Origin of the sequence: Polynucleobacter hallstattensis, assembly GCF_018881835.1 — a bacterium.
Lineage (GTDB): Bacteria > Pseudomonadota > Gammaproteobacteria > Burkholderiales > Burkholderiaceae > Polynucleobacter > Polynucleobacter hallstattensis.
Map to the genome: position 1 here is coordinate 988,390 of NZ_JACVPO010000001.1, position 20,994 is coordinate 1,009,383.

Genomic DNA, 20,994 nt, shown 5'->3' on the forward strand with positions numbered 1-20,994 from the left:
ACGCCCTGAGTCCCTGCAGAAAATTCGTATTATTGGTGGAGTTTGGCGCAGTCGTTTGCTCAGCGTGCTGGATTTACCCGGTCTTCGTCCTACTACCGATCGTGTTCGTGAGACTTTATTTAATTGGCTCGGGCAGGATTTAGTCGGTTTACGTTGTTTAGATTTGTTTGCTGGTACTGGTGCTTTAGGTTTTGAGGCCGCATCACGACATGCCAATTCAGTAACCCTATTAGAAAAAGACAAACAGGCCTATGCCAAACTCCTGGCTAATTTTGCTTTGCTAGAGTCATCTCCGGCTCCGGGAGAGGTGCAGATTCTTCATAGAGATAGTTTGGAATTCTTAAAGCAACAAGCTGACCGCTCCAGCAATCTGATCTTCATAGACCCACCCTTTCAGGAAGAGAGCCTATTAAATCAAGCGCTTATAGAGGCTAATCGTGTTTGTGATGACAGTGCTGGCGGGGGAATTTACGTAGAGTTTCCTGCTATTCGCCCTCGTGAGCAGATTGAGGCTTTAGTGCCTGATTGGCATTGTGGGAAATACTTAGAGGCTGGACAAGTAAAAGCTTGTCTATTTCGCTCTAAGAGGGACTAAACTCTTGCCTGTAGCCGAAAAAGCCTTAGGAGCCTTATGACTGTTGCTGTATACCCTGGAACATTTGATCCCTTTACTCGTGGTCACGAGGACCTAGTACGTCGCGCCTCAAGCATTTTTGGCGAGCTCATTGTTGGTGTTGCTGATAGTCGTAGCAAGCGCCCTTTCTTTGCATTGGATGAGCGTATTGAGATTGCCAAAGAAGTTCTTGGCCACTACTCCAACGTGAAGATTGTTGGGTTTACTGGTCTGTTAAAAGATTTTGCTCGCGAACATAACGCGCGCGTGATTGTGCGTGGCTTGCGCGCAGTATCTGATTTTGAATACGAGTTCCAAATGGCTGGTATGAATCGCTATTTATTACCCGATGTTGAAACACTATTCCTTACGCCATCAGACCAATATCAATTTATTTCTGGCACCTTTGTGCGTGAGATTGCCTCTATGGGCGGCGATGTCAGTAAGTTTGTATTCCCATCGGTAGAAAAGTGGTTGATTAAAAAGATTGAAGCTAATAAGAGTAAAGAGTAGAGGCCCTAGGCGCAAATATGGCGTTAATGATTACGGACGAATGCATCAATTGCGATGTGTGTGAGCCTGAATGCCCAAACGATGCAATCTATATGGGTCTAGAGATCTACGAGATTGATCCCAATAAATGTACTGAATGCGTAGGTCATTACGATGCGCCTCAGTGTCAGCAAGTCTGTCCGGTAGATTGCATACCAATGAATCCTTCATTTTCTGAAAATCAAACGCAGTTAATGGCAAAGTATCAGGCCTTAACTGCTGCCAAAAAAGCACTCGCTAAATAAGCAATTAGTACTGTTTAATTAGTTTTAGAGTGCAATTCGAGTATGGCTGCTTGAGTGTCACCTCTTAGGAACAAAGGCAGAATTTGTAAGCCATTTTCAATGCTTGCATCAATTTGCTTTTGCTCTGCTTGTAGTGGCCTTTTCAATACGAAGTCAGCCACATCCATCACTCGCGCCCCTTCTGCAGCAAGATCGCGTGGGTGGCCAATGCCCAGGCGCAAGCGCCAGTAATCAGGAGTTCCTAAGTGAGCTTGGATATCTTTTAAGCCGTTGTGTCCACCAGTGCCGCCACCAAGCTTGATACGTGCAGTACCTGGCTTGAGATCTAGCTCATCCTGCACTACCAACACATCTTTAGGTGTAATTTTATGAAAGCGGCATAGTGCTCCAACAGCCTGACCGCTCAGGTTCATGTAAGTGCTGGGTTTGAGTAAGAAGAGATCTTCATCTTCCCATTTAGCCTTAGCCACTTTTCCATGAAAGCGTTTTTCAGTTTCAAAGCCGACGTTTAATTGTTTGGCGAGTGCGTCCACAAACCAGAAGCCAGCATTGTGCCGATCTTCAGCATGTTCTTCACCTGGGTTGCCTAGGCCAATAATTAATTTAGTCATGATGAGTGCTTAAGGATAAAAGCTTTTCTGCAAAAAAGAAAACCCGCTTGTAAGCGGGCTTCCTCTGTCGCAAAGATATGGCTTAAATGATTAAGCTTTATCCTTTGGAGCTTCAGCAGCAGGAGCCGCAGCAGCTACAGGAGCAGCTTCTGTATCGGCAGATTTCACGGCTGGGATACGCGCGTTAGCTAGCACTGGGTTTTCTTGCTCAATATGCAATACCAGGGTAACGCCTTTTGGTAATACGATATCTTTAGCATGGATACCATGACCAACTTCAATCTTGCTTAGGTCCACTTCAATGAATTCTGGCAAGTCAGCAGGCAAGCAAGATATTTCTAATTCAGTAGAGATGTGGCTGATGACAGCGCCTTGTAACTTCACTGCAGCTGAAGTGTCAGCATGAATGAAATGCAATGGAACGCGCATGTGAACCTTTTCAGTCGCGGAAACGCGCTGGAAATCGATGTGCAGAACCAGAGGCTTAAATGGATGCATCTGGTAATCGCGTAATAACACTTTTTGTGCTTTTCCGCCGATTTCGAGATCAAGGATAGATGAGTGGAATGCTTCCTTGCGGAGAGCATGGAACAGTGCGTTGTGATCCAACTCAATTACAGTTGCGGTGTCTTTACCACCGTAGATAATGCCCGGAGTTTTACCGGAGTTGCGCAGACGGCGGCTCGCACCCGTTCCCTGTACGCTTCTTTCAAAGGCTACTACTTTCATATTCAATTCCTAAATTAAGGTTAATTTCCGTTCGCGACCAAACAGAAAAGCCTTTGATTATATCTTGGGAATCGTACTTTTTGCCTAGAAAAGGCTCAAAATTGCCAAAAACGGGGGTGTAAACGCTATTTTTGGCTTATTCAGCAAACATCGACATCACTGAGTCGCCCTTACTAATACGAGAAAGGGTTTCAGCCAGGATAGGGGCAACGCTCAATTGACGAACTTTACCCACCTTCAAGGCTTCAGTAGTCAATGGGATAGTGTCAGTAACAACCAATTCGTCTAACTCAGAAGCGGCAATACGGGCTACAGCACCACCAGAGAGCACTGCATGAGTACAGTAGGCGGTAACGCCCTTGGCACCACGCTCTTTCAATGCCTCAGCAGCTTTACAAAGGGTTCCACCGGTATCAATAATGTCATCCATGATGACGCAGTGGCGACCCTCTACTTCACCGATTAAGTGCATTACTTCTGATACGTTTGCCTTGGGGCGGCGTTTATCAATAATCGCCAAATCTGTGCCTAATTGCTTAGCCATTGCACGGGCGCGAACAACACCGCCAATATCCGGCGAAACAATGATGAGATCTTTTTTAGTTTTCTGAGCCTCTAAATCTGCCAAGAGAACTGGGGAAGCGTAAATGTTGTCTACCGGGATATCAAAGAAGCCTTGAATTTGGTCAGCATGAAGATCCATGGTCAAAACACGCTCAATGCCAGCAACAGATTGCAGCATGTTTGCTACGATTCTGGCGGAGATGGCGACCCGTGCAGAGCGTGGACGACGATCTTGTCTGGCGTAACCGAAGTAAGGGATCACTGCGGTTATGCGACTTGCCGATGCTCGTTTAAGGGCATCAATCATGATCATGAGCTCCATCAAGCTGTCGTTTGTTGGAGCGCAAGTTGATTGGATAACGACCACGTTCTTGCCGCGGACGTTTTCTTGAATTTCTACCTGGATTTCACCATCAGAGAATCGTCCAACAAATGCTTTTCCCATGGGAAGGTTGAGCTCTTTTGCTACCGCATGGGCCAAAACCGGATTTGCGTTGCCTGTGAAAAGAGTCAGTAAATCTGCGTTCATTGGGGCGGACATAGGTGATTTTGGAGTTTTGGTAGAGGTCGAATGGATATCTTAAGGTCGTATCTACAGAGTTTGGCAGGGGAAGAAGGATTCGAACCTTCGCATGCTGGAATCAAAATCCAGTGCCTTAACCAGCTTGGCGATTCCCCTACAGGTCAATCTGAAGAAATCAAATTGTAAGCGGGATTTTTATTTAGCCCACGAACAATTCGACCTATCCATCCTTTTGGAAGATTTTGCAGAAGATTTTCCAGATTTGCGGTGTCCGTCTTAGGGTCTAAGGCGGCAAAAACGCTACTTCCAGAGCCGGACATGCAAGGCGCCGAGTTTGGCACTGCCTTGTAAATCCAATCTAAAGCTTGCTTCACTTCAGGACATTTCTGCACCGCTACTGCCTGGCAATCATTCGACTGATATGAGCTTGGCGATGCAAGAAAGCCATCTATTGTAATCGGAGCATGATCTCGGGTCAATTGAGGGTCTTGAAAAATCTGAGCAGTGACAATTCCCTTGTTAGGGAAGATCACCACAAAGTCTTGGGTTTCCAAGGAAATGCCCTGTAATTTCTCCCCAATGCCCTCAACAAATGCATTTTGGCCATAGATGAAAAAAGGTACATCTGCCCCTAGTTTTAGACCGAGCCGACAAAGTGTCGAAATATCAAGATTTAGATTCCAGAGGGTGTTGAGGCCAATCAGTGTGGATGCAGCATCGGATGATCCGCCACCGAGGCCAGCACCCATGGGGATCATTTTTTTCAAGCCAATTTCAGCGCCCTGATTAATCTTGCAAAAATCTTTTAAGAGTTGGGCAGCGCGGACTACTAAATCCTGTTCTGGGGGTACGCCTGGAATGGGATCAATGCGACGAATCTCATTTTCAGAAATAGACTTTAAGGTGAGGACATCACACCAATCAATCAACTGAAAAACAGATTGGAGTAGGTGATAGCCATCTTCGCGACGCCCAACAATATGTAGAAACAGATTGAGCTTCGCGGGGCATTGGATTTCTAAGGCCTTACTCATCATTCACACTTCACTCATTCGCATTATCAAATACCAAACGGATATCGATCGAGCCAATGTTAGAGCTGCGAGTCATCATGAGTTTTTCTAAACGCTGCGTATTGTTCCAGTTGTAATTTAAGGTCCAACCATCTTGCGTAATTTTACTCACTTGCCCTTTTGCATTTCGCTCAACACTGGCATTGCCACCGGGACGGGTTTTCCCACGTAACCAGTCTGATAAACCGCGAGCAGGGAGCGGAAGTCCTAATGTATTTTGTATCAGAGTGTCAGCATCGATAGCTGTAGTTAGTTGACCATCACGCTCTAAAATTGCCTCACCAGGTTTAATCGTAATTTTTGCAATGGATCCACCTACCGGATTACGAATTTCTAATACGTCGATCAAAGCATCTTGAGTCAATGTAAATCCGCCTGAGCCACCCTGATTTTTACTTTCGGTGAGTCCAGTAATTTTCACCGCAAAACGACCGTCCCATGTGCCTTTGAGGGCGGTATCTGCTAGTGACCAATCAGGTTTCAAGCGCTTCAAAGTTTCTTTGAGAGTCGGGTTATTGGCATCTAATTGCTGGCCTTTGCGCCACATATCTTCTGCTTCGACTGGGCGATTCATTACCCATAAGACTTCGCCAATATGTGCGGCAATATCTGCTTCGGGTTTCATGCCAAATGCTTGTTGCAGTTGCTCTAAGGCAAGATCATTTTTACCCATACGAAAGTTGACCCAGCCAAGGCTGTCTAATATAAAACCATCTTTAGGTGAGAGTTGATGTGCTTTATTAATCAGCTTAAATGCTTCGGGTAATTTCTGATTGCGATCAGCTAGTGAGTAACCAAGTGCATTGAGACTATTTACATCATTCGGATTTTTGCGCAAGATTTCGCGCAGAGTTTTCTCCATTACATCGATGTGCCCCGATTTTTCAGCAGACATGGCGTAGGTGTAGAGAAGCCCAGGATCTTTTGGTTCTGGCTTTAATGTTGAAACAATTTCATAGAAAGCTCTCAGTGCTTCTGATTCATTGGTCGCTTTAGCTAATAGCGCCTGAATCTGTAGCAAAGTATTTTCACGTTGCGCCGGTGTTTGTTGACTCAAGAGTGAGATGGCGGGTTTGACTGCATCCGACCAGCGTTGATTCAAAATTAAGAGGGTGACGAGTACTTCTTTAGGCCTAGTTTGTTTCGGACCGGCCAAACCATCCCAAGTTTGCGCTGCTTGGAGTGCAAGATCAGGTGCGCCTGCGGTAATCGCGATCTCCATAGCCCTTTGTGCTAAGCGAGGGTCATCTAGCTGGCGCGCGAGCTCCAAATAGGTTGTATATGCCAAGCCAGCTTCACCGCGCTGAAGGGCGATTTCAGAGGCAAGGACCTCAAATACAGCTTGACCACTATCCAAGCTGCTGGATTTAGCGATGCTATTGCTGGCGAAGAGGCTAAAACTTAGTCCAGCCGCAAGCAGTAAGACCCTAAAAGTGGGCTTTAATGAAAATTTAGTCATAAGCACATTCTAATCCGCGAATCTACAATCCATTTATGCCAGAACTCCCAGAAGTCGAAGTTACCCGATTGGGTATCCAGCCCCATTTAGAGGGGCTGAGGGTGAGCGCAGTCAAAATTATTGATGGTCGCTTGCGTTGGCCGGTCCCAAGTAATTTAAATGCCTTACTTACTGATCAGAAAGTCTTGGGAATAGAACGCCGCGGCAAGTATCTTCTAATGGAGTTTGATACGGGTTATCTACTGCTGCACCTAGGCATGACCGGAACATTGCGGGTCCTTCCTGGTAGCGACCCTCTTAAGTTGCATGATCGAGTGACTTTTGAGTTTGGCAAGCTGAGTTTGCGTTTGCATGATCCCCGAAAGTTTGGCGCTGTTTTATGGCACTCAAAATCCAAGGGGCCAATTGAGAGCAATGCGCTTTTACAAAAACTAGGAGTTGAGCCTTTTTCATCGGAGTTTGAGGGTGAGCTTGGTACTGAGGTTCTTTATCAGTGTTCACGTAAACGTAGTGTTGCTGTGAAGCAATTTTTACTGGCAGGGCAAGCTGTGGTGGGTGTGGGCAACATCTATTGTTCTGAAAGTTTATTCGAGGCAGGTATTCATCCGGCAAAAGCTGCTGGAAAACTCACGCGTCCGCAATGTTCTAGGCTAGCTAACTCAGTGAGATTGATTTTGAAAAAAGCGATTGCTGCAGGCGGCAGTTCTTTAAAAGACTTTGTGAACAGCAAAGGCGACCCAGGGCACTTCATGGTGCAAACTAAAGTCTATGATCGTAAGGATCAGCCTTGCAAGGTATGCAAGACGCTGATAAAACAAATAGTGCAAGGTCAGCGCTCTACTTACTTTTGCCCCCAATGTCAGAAGCGTTGATCAAGCACTTCGCTACTAAGCTGATAGCTTGGCATGGCAAGGATGGACGCCAAGGTCTTCCATGGCAGAGTATTCGAGATCCATACGCCGTGTGGGTTTCTGAAATCATGCTTCAACAAACTCAGGTGGCAACTGTTCTGGAGCGCTACCCCCGCTTTATGAAGCGTTTTCCAACAGTGAAGAAGTTGGCTACTGCACCACTAGATGATGTCTTGGCGGAGTGGGCGGGACTTGGCTATTACACACGAGCTCGTAATCTTCACGCTTGTGCCAAGCAAGTGATGGAAGAGTTTGGGGGTAAGTTTCCCAAAGACCCGGTATTGCTCGAACAGCTCAAGGGTATTGGTAGATCGACTGCTGGTGCTATTGCAGCATTTGCATTTCATGAACGGGCACCGATTCTAGATGCGAACGTCAAGCGGATACTGGCACGATTATTTGGTGTAGATGGCGCCATCCAAGAAAAAGCAGTGAACGATGAGTTATGGCTATTGGCTAAAACACTGCTCCCTAAAAAAGCTCTGGATATGCCGGTGTACACGCAGGCTCTAATGGATTTTGGAGCAACTTGGTGCACTTCTCGTAAACCTATATGTTTAAGTGGGGAAAGAAAATGCCCATTTGCAAAAGAATGCCAAGCTAATCTCAGTGATCAGGTCCTGCTATTGCCTCGTAAAGTCATCAAAACAAAATCCCCTGAATTTAATTGTGACATGCTGTTACTCCGTCAGGGTGATTCAGTATTACTACAAAGGCGTCCCGAGAAGGCTATCTGGGGCGGACTTTGGTCCTTACCTGAATCTACTTGGAGAGCTAAAGAAAAAAGTTCTCCATCTTCAGGCAATACAGCTCATTTGACTGCGAAAGAATTGTTTAAGCTTGTGCTGCCAGATGAAAGAACCTCTAGCGCTTTAAATGCTTGTCACTCAATTGAGCGAGGACTTGAAATTAAACATGTCTTTACGCATCGTCGTTTATGGATGCAGATTTGGCATGCGACTTCAGGCTCTGCCGTGAAATTTTCTAGCGATGACTTGAAGTGGATCCCTATACGTCAGCTAGGAAAGTACGGCTTGCCACAACCGATTAAATTGCTATTGCAGGGATTGAGTCTAGCTCGCGGTGACGGCTTAAGAAATTAATTTGAAGTGCGGCCAAATCTTTTTGCGGCAGAAAATGCGCAATGATGCGACTCACAAGATAAACCGAACGATGCTGTCCACCAGTACAGCCGATAGCGACAGTAAGATAGCTACGACCATCTGCGATGTAGTGAGGCAACCATTTTTCAATAAATTGAATAATGTCATTTTCCATGCTAACTACTTCAGGAATTTTTTCCAAGAATTCGCGAACTGGCTGATCTTTGCCAGACATCGGGCGTAAGACTTTGTCATAGTGCGGGTTAGGCAAGCAGCGCACATCAAATACGAGATCAGCTTCACTAGGTAAGCCTTTTTTAAATCCAAAAGATTCAAAAATAACGGTGAGTCCTTGAGGCTTATCTTTCAGAAGATCCTGAATCCAGGAGCGTAGGGCATGAGCAGGTAGATTGCTGGTATCAATACTGTGGGCTTGATTGCGCAGAGGTTCTAAGAGATTACGCTCTTTATCAATAGCCTCGATAAGGGTGGCAGCTTGGGTTTGTTGAGTTTTTCCAGAGAGTGGATGGCGTCTGCGAGTTTCGGAGAAACGCTGGATCAGCGTATTGGTATCAGCATTGAGGAAAACAATTCGCACCTGATGGTTGCGCCTCAGGTTTTCTAAAATCTGAGGGAGCCCTGCAATTGACTGACCGCGACGTGCATCAATAGCAACCGCAACACGTTCACTTTTTTCACCTTCTAGGGTAGTGATGAGGTTTTCTAGAAGGGTGACAGGAAGGTTATCAACACAGTCATAACCTACATCTTCAAAGGCTCTCAGCGCAACTGATTTACCTGAACCAGAGATGCCGGTAATCAGATTAATTTGCATATTAAATGAGGCGGCCTTGTGACTTCGAAGACTCTGCTTCAGTATTCATTTGTAAACGCTGGCGCTCCATAAATTCTTTTAGGGTATCGATACCTCGTAGCTGCAAAATGGTATTGCGCACAGCAGCCTCTACGAGAACTGCCAAGTTGCGACCTGCAGCCACCTGAATTTTGACAGTTCTAATGGCGACACCCAACACATCAATGTGCTGGGCTTCTAAAGGCAGGCGCTCAAACTCACCATCGTTACGGCGAACTAGTTGGACTATGAGGCGCAATTTTAATTTACGACGCACGGCTGTTTCACCAAAGATAGTGCGGATATCCAATAAGCCAAGCCCACGAACTTCCAAGAGGTTACGTAAAATCACAGGGCAGCGACCCTCGATATAGTCTGGTCCAAGTCGAGCAAAATCTACCGCATCATCAGCTACCAAACCGTGGCCGCGAGAAATTAGCTCTAAGCCTAATTCACTTTTTCCTAAGCCAGACTCGCCCATGATCAAAACTCCTAAGCCCAGAATATCCATGAATACACCGTGCATCGTAATTTGGGGTGCACCAATCTTAGTGAGGTAGGTACGTAGGTGATCAATCACCTCAGCGGCTGATATGGCTGTTGTAAAGAGTGGAGTTGAGGATCGTTGGCAGAAGAGTTGGAGGGCGGCATCAGCCGTTTTACCGTCGGCCACAATAACGCAAGGCGGCATTTTAGAAATGAGGTCGAAGATTTGCTCTTCTCGCTGCTGTGTTTCAAGTTGGGCATGATAGTTAATCTCCTGCTCACCAAAAATCTGAATACGGCTTGGGTGAATGAGATTTAAGTGGCCCACTAAGTCTGAGCTGGCTGCGGCAGCTTTAACAGCCTCCGGCGGAAATCGTCTGTCCGCGCCTTCTAGGCCACCAATCCAGGATAGCTTCAGTTCAGAGACATTATCATCAAAGATCTGCTGGGCGGTAACTCCCTCTAAGAGTAGAGGCTGAGTAGTCAAGTTGAGCCCCACGTTTGTAGAATTTCACATACCTTCTCTGGACTGCCCTCCGAAGCAAGTAGCTTACGGGTATCTTGATCGGATAAGAGCTGTGCAATCGAAGACAGAATTTCTAAATGTTGCTGAGTTGCTTTTTCAGGAACAAGTAAAAAAATGAGGATGGATACAGCCTCACCATCAGGAGCGGCAAATTCGATCGGCTCTTGTAGTTTGACGAATGCGGCAATCGGTTGTTTTAGCCCCTTTACTCGACCGTGCGGGATGGCAACTCCAGCGCCTAGTGCGGTAGAGCCTAAGTCCTCGCGCGCATTTAAAAAGCCAACAATTGCTTCGGCTTCAAGTCCAGCTTGTTTGGAGAATAACTGCCCTACGGCCGCAAACGCCTCAGTCCTATTTTTAGAAGGACTATTTAAGGCAATACGGTCTAAAGCGAAAAGATCAGTCAGGGCATTCATATCACTAGATTATAGGTGTCCTGATGCTAGAGATTACTCAAAATGTTTTTCGTGGTGATGATCTTGAATTTTTTCTTTGTGCTTGACAACTTGACGCTCAAGTTTATCTACCACTGCATCCATGGCGTGATAGAGGTCTGCGTTATGCGCTTCGGCAAAGAGTTCCTTGCCTTTGAGGTGAATAGTAATCTCGGCTGCTTGACGAAGATTTTTTTCTTTGGCGTTATCGACAATCAAAAATGCGGTGGCATCTAAAACGTGGTCAAAGTGTTTGCGAATTTTTTCTAACCCGGCTTCGAGGTGGGAACGCATAGCTGGAGTAACTTCAACATGACGGCTATTAATTTTCAGATTCATCAGCAGCTCCTATTCATAGAAAAACAAAATGCGTGCGCAAATAATTACTCGGGGTGCGCAGCAGACCCCTGTAATGATGTACTTGTTTATACGGAAATGAACTTCATGAACCTCCAGCGTATCAGCGATTTTGCTGAAAACCAAGGGGGCAGATCATGTTTATTTAATAAATACTCGAAAAGCGCTGAATAATTACATGCGGAAGTTTTCGCCTAGGTAGACTCGTCTGACGGCATCATTCTCGATAATTTGGTCTGGCTTGCCTTCCGCCAGAACGCTACCTTCGCTGATGATGTAGGCGTGGTCACAAATCCCCAAAGTTTCTCGAACGTTATGGTCAGTGATGAGCACGCCAATTTGGCGGTCTCTTAAGAAGCGCACAATCCGCTGGATTTCTCCAACCGCAATAGGGTCAACGCCAGCAAATGGCTCATCTAGCAAAATAAACTTAGGCTGGGAGGCGAGGGCCCTGGCAATTTCAACGCGGCGGCGTTCTCCACCAGATAGGGAAAGTGCGGGATTATCACGCAGATGGCTGATTTGAAGTTCGCCCAAGAGCTCATTCAAGCGATGCGCTATATCGGCCTTGCTCAGTGGTTTTCCACCTTGCACTTGCAGCTCTAATACTGCTTGAATGTTTTCAGCCACATTCAGCTTTCTGAAAACAGAAGCCTCTTGCGGGAGGTAGGATAGGCCCATGCGAGCTCGCTCATGAATAGGAAGACGCGTGATATCTGTGCCATCCAAAACAATATTGCCGCCATCTAAGGGTACTAAGCCAACAATCATGTAAAAGGAGGTTGTTTTACCGGCACCATTTGGCCCTAAAAGTCCGACCACTTCGCCGCACTTAACTTCAATCGATACATCTCGCACTACGGTACGGGATCCATAGCGCTTTTGCAGGTGTTGAGCGCTTAGAGTTGCTGGTTTTTGAGTGCTACTGGAATTCGTGGTCATTTCTCTAGTGTAGCTTTTCTTCTTGGTGAAAGGATGGCTCTAGCTAGGGGCAGGTCTCCTGCTTTGGCAGTTGCAGGCGGTGAGACTTGATAGCGTTGCCCAACATCATCGTAGTCAATCTTCCAGCCGTGTAATTGATCTAGCATTTGCATATTGTCAAGTCGCTTCAAGCTGGCATCACCAGTCAATGTGAGAAGCTCGGTTTTTGCATTGTAGGTAACCGTTTTTCCCCGACCTTGCATAAATTCATTGGCTGGTCCATCACGTCTTTGTCTAAAGCTTGCAGTAGATTCTGAATTACCCTGAACATCAACATATTCATAACCCTCTGGGTCGACTTTGATATTACCCTTAGCGCCAGTAATCAAAATACTGCCTTTGATTAAGAGTACTTCACCATCAAGCTCATAAACCTGCTGTACGTCGTTCACAGAAACTTTTTCTGCTTCCAGGATGATGGGTTTGTCCTGATCTGCTTTTTCAGCATGACTAGTAAGACAAGTCCCTAGTAGCGCAAACGCTATTAGAAATTTTCGCAATAGCTTCATTGCTGCGCTCCAGATTGAACACGTTCGATACGACCTTTTACCTGCCCAGATAAAACCATGCTTTGTTCGATATTGTTAAATACACCGCCATCAGTTGAGTTCATTACAGAAACCCCTTGCTCTAGCGTAACGGGTTTATCTGTTTTAATAATGTCATCATTAATGAGTACTTGGAAATATGAAGAGCGCGCAAGCATACGCGGTCTTGCGGGTTCACTTGCTGATGCAGCTTGTTGCGGTCGAAATATTTCGGCGTTATCAATGAGGTCCAACACCGTGAGGTCGCCATCTAAATGACCCTTGTCTGCTTTGACAGTCACTGGTGACTTTTCAGGCGGGAACAGGCGTATACGCGGTGTCTCAATATCGATTGAAGCATCATCATCGTAGTGAATCACTTTCTTACCCAGCACGCGATATTTAGTACCACCAGATTCATTGAGGGCAGATAAGGCGCCATTACTAATAATATAGTCTGGCTCATGAAGACGCACACGTTCAATTGCTGATTTTTCTGCCGGTGTATTTTTCTTAACTAACCAAAACGTGACGAGAGTAAGTGTGCCCATCAAAATCAAAGGCATCAGACGTAAGGATGTACGCCAGATGCTTAGTTTGATTTTTTGGGTATTCAGTTCCATTCCAAATTGACCTTAAGCGCGTGCCTGAGAGAGTAATTCCTCATAACGGTTTTGCGCCTTCAAGATCAGATCACAAACTTCACGTACTGCGCCACTACCGCCGGATCGAGTGGTGACAAAGTGAGCAGTTTCTTTTACAGCGTCATGCCCTTGTGCCGGGCATATCTTCAGGCCTGCAGACTTCATCATTTGAAAATCAGGCCAGTCATCACCCATCACTGCGCAATCGCTAGACAGTAGTCCGAGAGATTGCAGTATGTTTTTTAAGGCTACAGCCTTATCTTCAACGCCCATGTGAACGTGCTTAATGCCGAGCTCATCGCAACGAGCCAAAACCATTTTGGAGCTACGCCCTGTAATGATCGCTGTCGGAATACCTATTTTTTCTAATAACTTGATTCCCAAACCATCCTGAATATCAAAAGCTTTTAGGGACTCTTTGCCATTTTCACCAATAAAAACTTGGCCATTGGTCAAGACGCCATCAACATCTAGCACGAGAAGCTTGACTGTTCCAGCACGATCCCAGGCCTGCGGATATTGGCTCATAGGGTTAGTGTTGTGAGCGTGAAAGGCGGTTGGCATGTGAGTGGGTAAATAATGAATTAAAAAATTGGAAGGCTTAAATGACTTTGGCTGCAAATAAATCATGGAGGTTGAGTGCTCCAAGTAGTGTGCCTGCAGGATCGGTTACTACTAAATGATTGATGCGATGCTTTTCCATCATCTCGATAGCCTCTTCTGCTAATAACTCGGGTGGAATTGTGCGCGGCGCCGAAGTAATTGCTTTTTCTAAAGTGAGACCATCTAAATTGGTGCTTTTCTCAAGCAGGCGACGTAAGTCACCATCTGTAAAGATACCGGCAACTTTGTTTGCATTATCTAAGGTAACTACCATGCCCATGCGCTTAGCAGTCATCTCGAGTAAAGCATCTTGTAAGGAAGCGGAGATTGCAATCTTAGGAGTCTCATCATAGCTACGCATGACTTCACTGACATGCATGAGCTGTTTGCGACCTAGGCGGCCACCTGGGTGTGAGCGCTGGAAATCTTCTGCCTGAAAGCCACGAGCATCTAGCAGGGCAACAGCTAGGGCATCGCCCATAGCGAGGGCTGCGGTTGTACTGGTGGTTGGGGCAAGATTCAGTGGACAAGCCTCTTTTTCAACGCTGGTATCTAAATGGGCATCGGCCAACTTTGCCAAAGAGGAATTTGGTGCGCCAGTCAGTGCAATCAGTTTTGCTCCAGTGCGTTTGACAATCGGCACAATGGTGAGTAGCTCATCAGTTTCACCGGAATTGGAGAGTGCAACAAAGACGTCATCACGAGTCACCATCCCTAGATCGCCATGACTAGCTTCCGCTGGATGAACAAAAAAAGCGGGGGAGCCTGTAGAGGCAAATGTGGCGGCAATCTTGCGAGCAATATGCCCCGATTTACCAATTCCAGAGACGACGATGCGGCCTTTGCAGGAATGGAGTAGATCAACCGCTAATACGAGGGCATCAGCGTCTGCGCCTTCAAGGCGATCGCGCATGGTGTGCAGTGCAGCAGCCTCAATGGTGAGGGTGTCGCGCGCAAGCTTTAGGGTTCGGTCACGAGTCTTAGCTATCATGGGGTGAGTATATGCCGTCAGTCCTTCAGTTAACTCTCATCTTGCTGGCCTCCGCAGTGGCCGGAGTGGTTATTTTCCGCTATTTTGGGCTACCCCCTATTTTGGGCTATCTAGCCATCGGGGTCCTTATTGGGCCGCATGCCCTTGGTTTGGCCAACGATTCCGCCACAGTTAAGTATTTAGCTGAATTTGGCGTGGTTTTCTTGATGTTCTCAATTGGCCTGGAATTCAACCTACATAAGCTACGGGCTATGCGGACCATCGTATTTGGCTTAGGGGGGAGTCAGGTCATTTTGACCATGCTCCTAGCGGTCCCAGCCAGTTTGCTAATGAACTGGATTTATCCTATTTCCTGGCAGGCTGCAATTGCGCTGGGGGGCGCCTTAGCGATGTCCTCTACAGCTATCGTTACCAAGCTCATTTCTGATCGCTCCGAAATTGAAACCGAGCATGGCCGCAACATCATCGGTATTTTGCTCTTTCAGGACTTAGCGGTAGTTTTCCTGTTGATTTTGTTGCCTTCGCTTGGCAAGAATCCTGGAGACCTATTTTTAGCCCTGACTGCAGCATCAATCAAGATCACGGTAGCCCTGGTACTTATTTTTGTTATTGGCCAAACCTTGATGAGTCGTTGGTTCGGTTTGGTTGCCAAATTGCGGTCTCAAGAATTATTCATGCTCAACCTCCTGTTGATTGTTTTGGGGATGGCGGGACTGACTGAACACTTTGGCTTATCGCTAGCCTTAGGCGCTTTCTTGGCTGGGATGTTAATTGCCGAAACGCCCTATCGCCATCAAGTGGAAGAAGACGTTAAGCCTTTTAAAGATGTGCTCTTGGGCCTGTTCTTTATTACCGTTGGCATGCTGTTGGATTTTGAAGTGATTCATCAGCAATGGATGCTAGTTCTACTTTTGTTAATTGGCCCGTTGATTTTTAAGTTCGGCTTGATTGCTTTATTGTCACGTGCTTTTGGTTCAAGTCCTGGCATCTCTATTCGGACAGGCTTGTGTTTGGCGCAGGCTGGTGAATTCGGTTTCGTACTCTTAAATCAAATTGATGGTTTGGATTTAATCGACCCTGCTTTAAGTCAAGCGATATTGGCAGCAATGCTGCTGTCGATGTTTGGTGCGCCTTTTTTAATTCAATATAGCGATCGCATTGCGATGCGCTTTTCTAGCAATGAATGGTTACTGCAATCCTTGGCATTGACACGTGTTGCAGCAAAAAGTGTCCGCACAGAAAATCATGTGGTCATTTGTGGCTTTGGTCGCTCAGGCCAAAGCTTAGCCCGCATGCTCGATCAAGAAAAAATTCCTTACATTGCATTAGACATGGATCCTGATCGCGTAAAGGAAGCTGCTGCTGCTGGCGATAACGTGGTCTATGGTGACGCTAGTCGAGAAAATTATTTGGTTGCAGCGGGATTGGCGAGAGCGAAGGCGGTCGTGATTACTTATGCAGACACGCCAGCTAGCTTTAAAGTATTGCATCAAGTCGAGCACTTACGTCCTGGTATGACGGTATTGGTGCGCACTAAAGATGATGCAGATTTAGCTAAGTTGCAAGCAGCTGGTGCAACCGAGGTGGTGCCGGAGTTGATTGAAGGTAGCTTAATGATGGCATCCCACGTCTTACTGATCATGGGCGTGCCTATGCGTAAGGTAGTGCGTCGCATTACTGGTGCACGTGAAGCTCGTTATAGCCTTTTGCGCGGCTACTTCCGTGGCGTTAATGATGAGGTGGATACCAAAGAATCGTGGCGCTTGCACTCAGTGACTTTGCTTCCTGAGTCCGCCAGTATTGGACAGACGCTTGAAGAGTTGCATCTTGAAAATGAAGGTGTGAGCGTACAGGCAGTCAGGCGAAAAGTGGGCGGCTCCGACTACGTCAAATTAGAGCTCACCCCAGACTTGCGTTTGCAAGCCAATGATATCTTGGTACTGTCAGGTAATTCAGAAGCGACTGATTTAGCCGAATCTAAATTGCTCGGATAACGCCATTCAATGGCATTAGTAGGAATTATTTTTTCTTTTTAGCGGGAACTAGTTTACGAATTAGTAATGGCGCTAAGTAGTGACCGGTAAAGCTAGCCTCATTCTTCGCAACTTCCTCGGGCGTGCCAGTAGCAATAATCTGCCCACCACCAGCGCCACCTTTAGGGCCTAGGTCAATAATCCAATCTGCAGTTTTGATCACGTCTAAGTTATGTTCAATGATGACGATCGTATTACCTTGTTTCTTCAAGGTCTGAAGAACAGTTAGCAACAACTGAATGTCATGAAAATGTAAGCCCGTAGTTGGCTCATCCAAGATATAGAGGGTCCTGCCGGTATCACGTTTGGAAAGCTCTAAAGAAAGTTTGACGCGTTGCGCCTCGCCACCAGACAAAGTCGTGGCACTTTGACCTAACTTCACATAACCTAAGCCTACATCGAGCAAGGTTTTGAGTTTTCGTTTGACGATCGGAACCGCTTCAAAGAATTCATGGGCTTGTTCGATTGTCATCGACAGTACTTCATGAATATTTTTACCTTTGTAGCGAATATCTAATGTCTCACGGTTATAGCGTTTGCCATGACAGACATCACAAGGCACATATACGTCTGGCAAGAAATGCATTTCTACTTTAATAACGCCATCACCTTCACAGGCATCGCAACGACCGCCTTTGACGTTGAAAGAAAAACGTCCTGCTTCATAGCCACGCTCGCGTGCAGCAGGTACGCCACAAAAGAGCTCTCTGATGGGCGTGAATAATCCAGTGTAAGTAGCTGGGTTTGAACGTGGGGTTCTACCAATCGGGGATTGGTCTACGCTAATGACCTTATCAAAGTTCTCCAATCCTTTAATCGCATCATGCGCTGCTGGTTCGGCATTTGAACCATAGATATATTGCGCAACCGCATGGTGCAACGTGTCGTTGATGAGAGTAGATTTACCTGATCCAGATACACCAGTGACACAGGTTAATAGGCCGACAGGAATCTTGGCATGAACGGATTGCAAGTTGTTACCACGTGCGCCAATAATTTCTAAGAACTTGTCATTTACTGGAATACGTTTTTCAGGAACGGCGATCCACTCCCGGCCTGATAAATAGGCGCCCGTGAGAGATTTAGGATTAGCCTCTACTTCTGCGGGAGTGCCTTCGGCTACGACTTCACCGCCATGAACGCCAGCACCAGGGCCAATATCAATGACATAGTCAGAAGCACGAATCATATCTTCATCATGCTCAACTACCAGCACGCTATTGCCGAGGTCACGTAAATGCTTCAGGGTGCCGATGAGTCTATCGTTATCACGCTGATGCAATCCAATAGAGGGCTCATCCAATACATACATGACGCCGGTCAGGCCGGAGCCAATCTGAGAGGCCAAGCGAATGCGCTGCGCTTCACCACCCGAGAGGGTGTCGGCACTGCGTTCTAGTGAAAGGTAGTCTAAGCCGACATCATTTAGGAATCGTAGACGTGAGCCAATTTCTTTCACAATCTTGTCGGCGATTTCTCGTTTAGCGCCTTTGAGTTCTAAAGATTCAAAATATTCTTTGGCTTCTTTCAAGGGCAGGGCGCTGATTTCATAAATTGCGCGTGATTGTTTGCCATCACCCACTTTGACAAAACGCGCTTCTTTGCGCAAGCGACTGCCACTACATGATGGGCAGGTCTGTACATTTTGATAGCGTGATAATTCTTCTCGAACGGTTGCCGAGTCTGTCTCGCGATAGCGGCGTTCAAAATTAGCAACAATACCTTCAAAGGCATGTTGACGAACGCTATTTTTGCCGCGTTCATTGATGTATTCAAAAGGAATAGTGATATCACCAGAGCCCAACAAAATGAGATCTTGTTGTTTCTTACTGAGGGTCTCAAAAGGCTTCTCGACATCAAACCCGCCATGTTTGGCAAGTGTCTGTAAGAGCTTGAAATAAAATTGATTGCGACGATCCCATCCTTTAATTGCGCCAGAGGCCAACGAGAGGTCTGGGTGGGCAACAATGCGCTTGGGATCAAAGAAGGATTGATGTCCTAAGCCATCACAAGAAGGACATGCACCCATCGGATTATTAAAAGAGAAGAGGCGTGGCTCAAGCTCTTGTAATGAGTAGGAGCAAATTGGGCAGGCAAACTTGCTGGAGAAAATCATTTCCTTGCCAGTATCCATATCGACAATCATGGCCTTGCCGTCTGCAAGACGTAGAGCGGTTTCAAAAGATTCTGCTACACGCTGTTGAATATCTGGACGCACTTTAATGCGATCTACGACCACTTCTATTGAGTGCTTCTCGTTCTTCTTTAATCCTGGCAATTGATCCACTTCAAAGATCTCTGCCTTGGCTGTGTTGGTTGTTCCGCCGCCAGAGCGTACGCGAAAGCGGACAAAGCCTTGTGCCTGAAGATCTTGGAATAAGTCGACGAACTCACCCTTACGCTCGCTAACCACAGGAGCTAAGATCATGAGCTTAGTGTCTTCTGGCATAGCTAAAACAGTATCGACCATTTGAGAAACGCTTTGCGCCTCTAAGGGCAGATCATGATCTGGGCAATGCGGGGTTCCAGCGCGTGCAAACAATAAACGTAGGTAATCATGAATTTCTGTAACCGTACCCACAGTCGAACGAGGATTATGGCTAGTCGCTTTTTGCTCAATCGAGATCGCTGGGGATAGCCCTTCGATCGTATCGACATCGGGCTTTTCCATCAGCTGTAAGAATTGGCGGGCATAAGCAGATAAGGACTCTACATAGCGACGCTGACCTTCGGCATACAGAGTGTCAAAAGCCAATGAGCTTTTGCCTGAGCCAGATAGGCCAGTCAAAACGACTAATTTCTCTCTAGGGATATCTAGATTGATGTTTTTGAGGTTATGGGTGCGGGCACCGCGGATCTTGATTTCGTTATTCATGATTTTTTAGCGTAACTTGTTAATATAGCTCTTTCCCATGAATCCTTCTGAACTTCGCTCCACTTTGGCCTTAGCTGGCATCTTTGGCCTTCGCATGCTGGGCCTTTTTTTGCTTTTGCCCGTTTTTAGCATCCATGCCAAAGACTTGCCTGGAGGCGACCAAGCACTCCTGATAGGGCTAGCTCTGGGCATTTTCAATATTGTTCAGGCCTGCTTCCACATTCCCTTAGGTAGGCTTTCTGATCGAATCGGTCGAAAAGCAGTCGTTTTATGGGGTCTGTCTTTGTTTGTTGCTGGAGCATTGATTTGCGCAGCAAAGGACGATTTGCTTTGGATCGCCATTGGAAGAGGCGTTATGGGCGCTGGAGCAATTTCTGCAGCAGTCTCTGCTTGGGTTGCTGATCTCACTCGGGAGCAAGTGCGCAGTCAAGCCATGGCCTTGGTCGGCGTAAGCATTTCATTATCCTTTGCAGTTTCGCTGGTTGTTGCTGCTCCGCTTTATCGCATGATTAACTTAAGTGGGATGTTTTTAGTTTTAGCAATCTTAGGTGCTGCAGCGATGGTAGTGGCCTATTTTGTATTACCAAATAACAAGCCTGAGGTTTATGCACAGCAAGATTCACTGAAGCTTGTATTTTTGCGCCCAGAGCTCATGCGCCTCAATGTGGGGGTGTTTGTTTTAAACGCCACCCAAGTGGCTATGTTTTTAGTGGTGCCACGCCTATTAGAGCAAGCAGGATTTCCGCTGAGCGCACACTGGCAAGTTTATCTCTCAGTTGTCTTACTCTCTTTTGTGTTTATGGTTCCACTCTTGATGTACGGTGAGAAAAAACAGCGCATACGACTGGTTTTATTAATAGCGATCGTTCTTCTGATTATTGCTGAAATCATCTTCACTCAAGCTTCATCCGTGATGCTGATTGCAGTAGCATTGCTGGTTTACTTTGTGGGCTTTAACCTACTGGAGGCGCTGCAACCCTCATTAGTGACTCGTTATGCAAAAGAATCCAAAGGAACTGCTCTGGGCGTTTACAACACTACACAGTCGATTGGCCTCTTTACAGGTGCTGTTATTGGGGGTTGGTTAATGGATGCCCATGGTGATTTATCGGTCTTTGTCATGGGTGCAGCATTGCTTTTGTGCTGGCTTATAATTGCCTGGTCGATGCGCGAATTACCTGCAAAAGTAGTAGATGCAAAGGATTTAACTGCAAAGGCATAGTTGTAGCTTTACTGATTCCATTAATTTTTTAGCTACATTTCAGATTTAATTAATCGTATTATTTTTCTTCGGGAGACAA

At 46.3% G+C, this 20,994-nt stretch carries 22 protein-coding genes and 1 tRNA gene; 7 read left to right on the forward strand and 16 right to left on the reverse strand.

Features of this window, described 5'->3' with window-relative positions:
• Positions 1-64 precede the first annotated feature (64 nt).
• From rsmD to ICN26_RS05280, 3 genes are read left to right on the forward strand one after another with little or no spacing between them, the layout of a single operon-like run.
• Entirely contained in the window at positions 65-595 is a 531-nt protein-coding gene (rsmD, locus tag ICN26_RS05270; RefSeq protein WP_439650717.1) for a 16S rRNA (guanine(966)-N(2))-methyltransferase RsmD, read from the forward strand.
• A 36-nt stretch (positions 596-631) separates the two neighbouring features.
• Positions 632-1,126 carry a pantetheine-phosphate adenylyltransferase gene (gene coaD, locus ICN26_RS05275; protein WP_215328105.1) on the forward strand — a complete coding sequence of 165 codons (495 nt, stop codon included), beginning with the start codon at positions 632-634 and terminating at the stop codon, positions 1,124-1,126.
• A gap of 17 nt (positions 1,127-1,143) precedes the next feature.
• Entirely contained in the window at positions 1,144-1,410 is a 267-nt protein-coding gene (locus tag ICN26_RS05280) for a YfhL family 4Fe-4S dicluster ferredoxin (RefSeq protein WP_215308512.1), read from the forward strand.
• 14 nt (positions 1,411-1,424) lie between these two features.
• On the opposite strand, the gene pth is transcribed toward ICN26_RS05280, so the two are convergent.
• From pth to ICN26_RS05310, 6 genes are all read right to left on the reverse strand, one after another.
• Positions 1,425-2,021, reverse strand: coding sequence for an aminoacyl-tRNA hydrolase (gene pth / locus ICN26_RS05285; protein WP_216267416.1), 597 nt, complete (start codon positions 2,019-2,021; stop codon positions 1,425-1,427).
• Positions 2,022-2,111: 90 nt separating this feature from the next.
• Positions 2,112-2,750 (reverse strand): 50S ribosomal protein L25/general stress protein Ctc, encoded by a 639-nt coding sequence (locus ICN26_RS05290; protein ID WP_216267418.1) that lies wholly within the window; start codon positions 2,748-2,750, stop codon positions 2,112-2,114.
• A gap of 136 nt (positions 2,751-2,886) precedes the next feature.
• Positions 2,887-3,843, reverse strand: coding sequence for a ribose-phosphate pyrophosphokinase (locus ICN26_RS05295; protein WP_216267420.1), 957 nt, complete (start codon positions 3,841-3,843; stop codon positions 2,887-2,889).
• Between the two features lie 73 nt (positions 3,844-3,916).
• Positions 3,917-3,993, reverse strand: a tRNA-Gln gene (locus ICN26_RS05300).
• Positions 3,994-3,998: 5 nt separating this feature from the next.
• A complete protein-coding gene (gene ispE / locus ICN26_RS05305) occupies positions 3,999-4,874 on the reverse strand; it encodes a 4-(cytidine 5'-diphospho)-2-C-methyl-D-erythritol kinase (RefSeq protein ID WP_255534388.1) in 876 nt (291 codons plus the stop codon).
• Between the two features lie 7 nt (positions 4,875-4,881).
• On the reverse strand, positions 4,882-6,369 hold the full coding sequence (locus tag ICN26_RS05310; RefSeq protein WP_216267421.1) for a lipoprotein insertase outer membrane protein LolB: 1,488 nt from the start codon (positions 6,367-6,369) through the stop codon (positions 4,882-4,884).
• A 35-nt stretch (positions 6,370-6,404) separates the two neighbouring features.
• Between ICN26_RS05310 and mutM the strand changes: the two genes are divergently transcribed.
• Both mutM and mutY read left to right on the forward strand, forming a co-directional pair.
• Positions 6,405-7,241 (forward strand): bifunctional DNA-formamidopyrimidine glycosylase/DNA-(apurinic or apyrimidinic site) lyase, encoded by an 837-nt coding sequence (gene mutM, locus ICN26_RS05315; protein WP_216267422.1) that lies wholly within the window; start codon positions 6,405-6,407, stop codon positions 7,239-7,241.
• Positions 7,226-8,383 (forward strand): A/G-specific adenine glycosylase, encoded by a 1,158-nt coding sequence (gene mutY / locus ICN26_RS05320; RefSeq protein WP_216267423.1) that lies wholly within the window; start codon positions 7,226-7,228, stop codon positions 8,381-8,383. The genes mutM and mutY overlap by 16 nt, the downstream gene beginning before the upstream one ends.
• Here the strand turns inward: mutY and rapZ are convergent.
• From rapZ to ICN26_RS05365, 9 genes are all read right to left on the reverse strand, one after another.
• A complete protein-coding gene (gene rapZ / locus ICN26_RS05325) occupies positions 8,328-9,218 on the reverse strand; it encodes an RNase adapter RapZ (RefSeq protein WP_216267424.1) in 891 nt (296 codons plus the stop codon). The two genes, mutY and rapZ, sit on opposite strands and share 56 nt — an antisense overlap.
• A 1-nt stretch (position 9,219) precedes the next feature.
• Entirely contained in the window at positions 9,220-10,209 is a 990-nt protein-coding gene (gene hprK, locus ICN26_RS05330) for an HPr(Ser) kinase/phosphatase (RefSeq protein ID WP_216267425.1), read from the reverse strand.
• Entirely contained in the window at positions 10,206-10,664 is a 459-nt protein-coding gene (locus ICN26_RS05335) for a PTS sugar transporter subunit IIA (RefSeq protein WP_216267426.1), read from the reverse strand. Before ICN26_RS05335 ends, hprK begins: the two co-directional genes overlap by 4 nt.
• Positions 10,665-10,697: 33 nt before the next feature.
• Positions 10,698-11,021, reverse strand: a complete 324-nt coding sequence (gene hpf / locus ICN26_RS05340) for a ribosome hibernation-promoting factor, HPF/YfiA family (RefSeq protein WP_046330878.1) — start codon at positions 11,019-11,021, stop codon at positions 10,698-10,700.
• Positions 11,022-11,213: 192 nt separating this feature from the next.
• A complete protein-coding gene (gene lptB / locus ICN26_RS05345; RefSeq protein WP_216267427.1) occupies positions 11,214-11,981 on the reverse strand; it encodes an LPS export ABC transporter ATP-binding protein in 768 nt (255 codons plus the stop codon).
• Positions 11,978-12,529 (reverse strand): lipopolysaccharide transport periplasmic protein LptA, encoded by a 552-nt coding sequence (gene lptA / locus ICN26_RS05350; RefSeq protein WP_216267428.1) that lies wholly within the window; start codon positions 12,527-12,529, stop codon positions 11,978-11,980. The genes lptB and lptA overlap by 4 nt, the downstream gene beginning before the upstream one ends.
• The gene (lptC, locus tag ICN26_RS05355; protein ID WP_216267429.1) at positions 12,526-13,170 is read right to left on the reverse strand and encodes an LPS export ABC transporter periplasmic protein LptC; all 645 of its coding nucleotides are present in this window, start codon (positions 13,168-13,170) and stop codon (positions 12,526-12,528) included. The genes lptA and lptC overlap by 4 nt, the downstream gene beginning before the upstream one ends.
• A gap of 12 nt (positions 13,171-13,182) precedes the next feature.
• A complete protein-coding gene (locus ICN26_RS05360) occupies positions 13,183-13,719 on the reverse strand; it encodes a KdsC family phosphatase (protein WP_439650718.1) in 537 nt (178 codons plus the stop codon).
• A 73-nt stretch (positions 13,720-13,792) separates the two neighbouring features.
• Positions 13,793-14,785: a KpsF/GutQ family sugar-phosphate isomerase gene (locus ICN26_RS05365; RefSeq protein WP_216267431.1), complete on the reverse strand. Its 993-nt coding sequence runs from the start codon at positions 14,783-14,785 to the stop codon at positions 13,793-13,795.
• 11 nt (positions 14,786-14,796) lie between these two features.
• Between ICN26_RS05365 and ICN26_RS05370 the strand changes: the two genes are divergently transcribed.
• Positions 14,797-16,779 carry a monovalent cation:proton antiporter family protein gene (locus tag ICN26_RS05370; RefSeq protein ID WP_216267432.1) on the forward strand — a complete coding sequence of 661 codons (1,983 nt, stop codon included), beginning with the start codon at positions 14,797-14,799 and terminating at the stop codon, positions 16,777-16,779.
• A gap of 25 nt (positions 16,780-16,804) precedes the next feature.
• Here ICN26_RS05370 and uvrA read toward each other — a convergent pair whose 3' ends face one another.
• The gene (gene uvrA, locus ICN26_RS05375) at positions 16,805-19,693 is read right to left on the reverse strand and encodes an excinuclease ABC subunit UvrA (RefSeq protein WP_216267433.1); all 2,889 of its coding nucleotides are present in this window, start codon (positions 19,691-19,693) and stop codon (positions 16,805-16,807) included.
• 37 nt (positions 19,694-19,730) lie between these two features.
• On the opposite strand from uvrA, the gene ICN26_RS05380 reads away from it, so the two are divergent.
• Complete coding sequence (locus ICN26_RS05380; protein WP_216267434.1) at positions 19,731-20,915, forward strand: MFS transporter; 1,185 nt, start codon at positions 19,731-19,733, stop codon at positions 20,913-20,915.
• Positions 20,916-20,994: the final 79 nt, after the last annotated feature.

Coding starts and splice junctions, on each gene's coding strand:
- coaD (WP_215328105.1), top strand. CDS start 632: ATGACTGTTGCTGTATACCCTGGAACATTTGATCCCTTTACTCGTGGT.
- ICN26_RS05280 (WP_215308512.1), top strand. CDS start 1,144: ATGGCGTTAATGATTACGGACGAATGCATCAATTGCGATGTGTGTGAG.
- pth (WP_216267416.1), bottom strand. CDS start 2,021: ATGACTAAATTAATTATTGGCCTAGGCAACCCAGGTGAAGAACATGCT.
- ICN26_RS05290 (WP_216267418.1), bottom strand. CDS start 2,750: ATGAAAGTAGTAGCCTTTGAAAGAAGCGTACAGGGAACGGGTGCGAGC.
- ICN26_RS05295 (WP_216267420.1), bottom strand. CDS start 3,843: ATGAACGCAGATTTACTGACTCTTTTCACAGGCAACGCAAATCCGGTT.
- ispE (WP_255534388.1), bottom strand. CDS start 4,874: ATGATGAGTAAGGCCTTAGAAATCCAATGCCCCGCGAAGCTCAATCTG.
- ICN26_RS05310 (WP_216267421.1), bottom strand. CDS start 6,369: ATGACTAAATTTTCATTAAAGCCCACTTTTAGGGTCTTACTGCTTGCG.
- mutM (WP_216267422.1), top strand. CDS start 6,405: ATGCCAGAACTCCCAGAAGTCGAAGTTACCCGATTGGGTATCCAGCCC.
- mutY (WP_216267423.1), top strand. CDS start 7,226: ATGTCAGAAGCGTTGATCAAGCACTTCGCTACTAAGCTGATAGCTTGG.
- rapZ (WP_216267424.1), bottom strand. CDS start 9,218: ATGCAAATTAATCTGATTACCGGCATCTCTGGTTCAGGTAAATCAGTT.
- ICN26_RS05335 (WP_216267426.1), bottom strand. CDS start 10,664: ATGAATGCCCTGACTGATCTTTTCGCTTTAGACCGTATTGCCTTAAAT.
- hpf (WP_046330878.1), bottom strand. CDS start 11,021: ATGAATCTGAAAATTAATAGCCGTCATGTTGAAGTTACTCCAGCTATG.
- lptB (WP_216267427.1), bottom strand. CDS start 11,981: ATGACCACGAATTCCAGTAGCACTCAAAAACCAGCAACTCTAAGCGCT.
- lptA (WP_216267428.1), bottom strand. CDS start 12,529: ATGAAGCTATTGCGAAAATTTCTAATAGCGTTTGCGCTACTAGGGACT.
- lptC (WP_216267429.1), bottom strand. CDS start 13,170: ATGGAACTGAATACCCAAAAAATCAAACTAAGCATCTGGCGTACATCC.
- ICN26_RS05360 (WP_439650718.1), bottom strand. CDS start 13,719: ATGAGCCAATATCCGCAGGCCTGGGATCGTGCTGGAACAGTCAAGCTT.
- ICN26_RS05365 (WP_216267431.1), bottom strand. CDS start 14,785: ATGATAGCTAAGACTCGTGACCGAACCCTAAAGCTTGCGCGCGACACC.
- ICN26_RS05370 (WP_216267432.1), top strand. CDS start 14,797: ATGCCGTCAGTCCTTCAGTTAACTCTCATCTTGCTGGCCTCCGCAGTG.
- uvrA (WP_216267433.1), bottom strand. CDS start 19,693: ATGAATAACGAAATCAAGATCCGCGGTGCCCGCACCCATAACCTCAAA.
- ICN26_RS05380 (WP_216267434.1), top strand. CDS start 19,731: ATGAATCCTTCTGAACTTCGCTCCACTTTGGCCTTAGCTGGCATCTTT.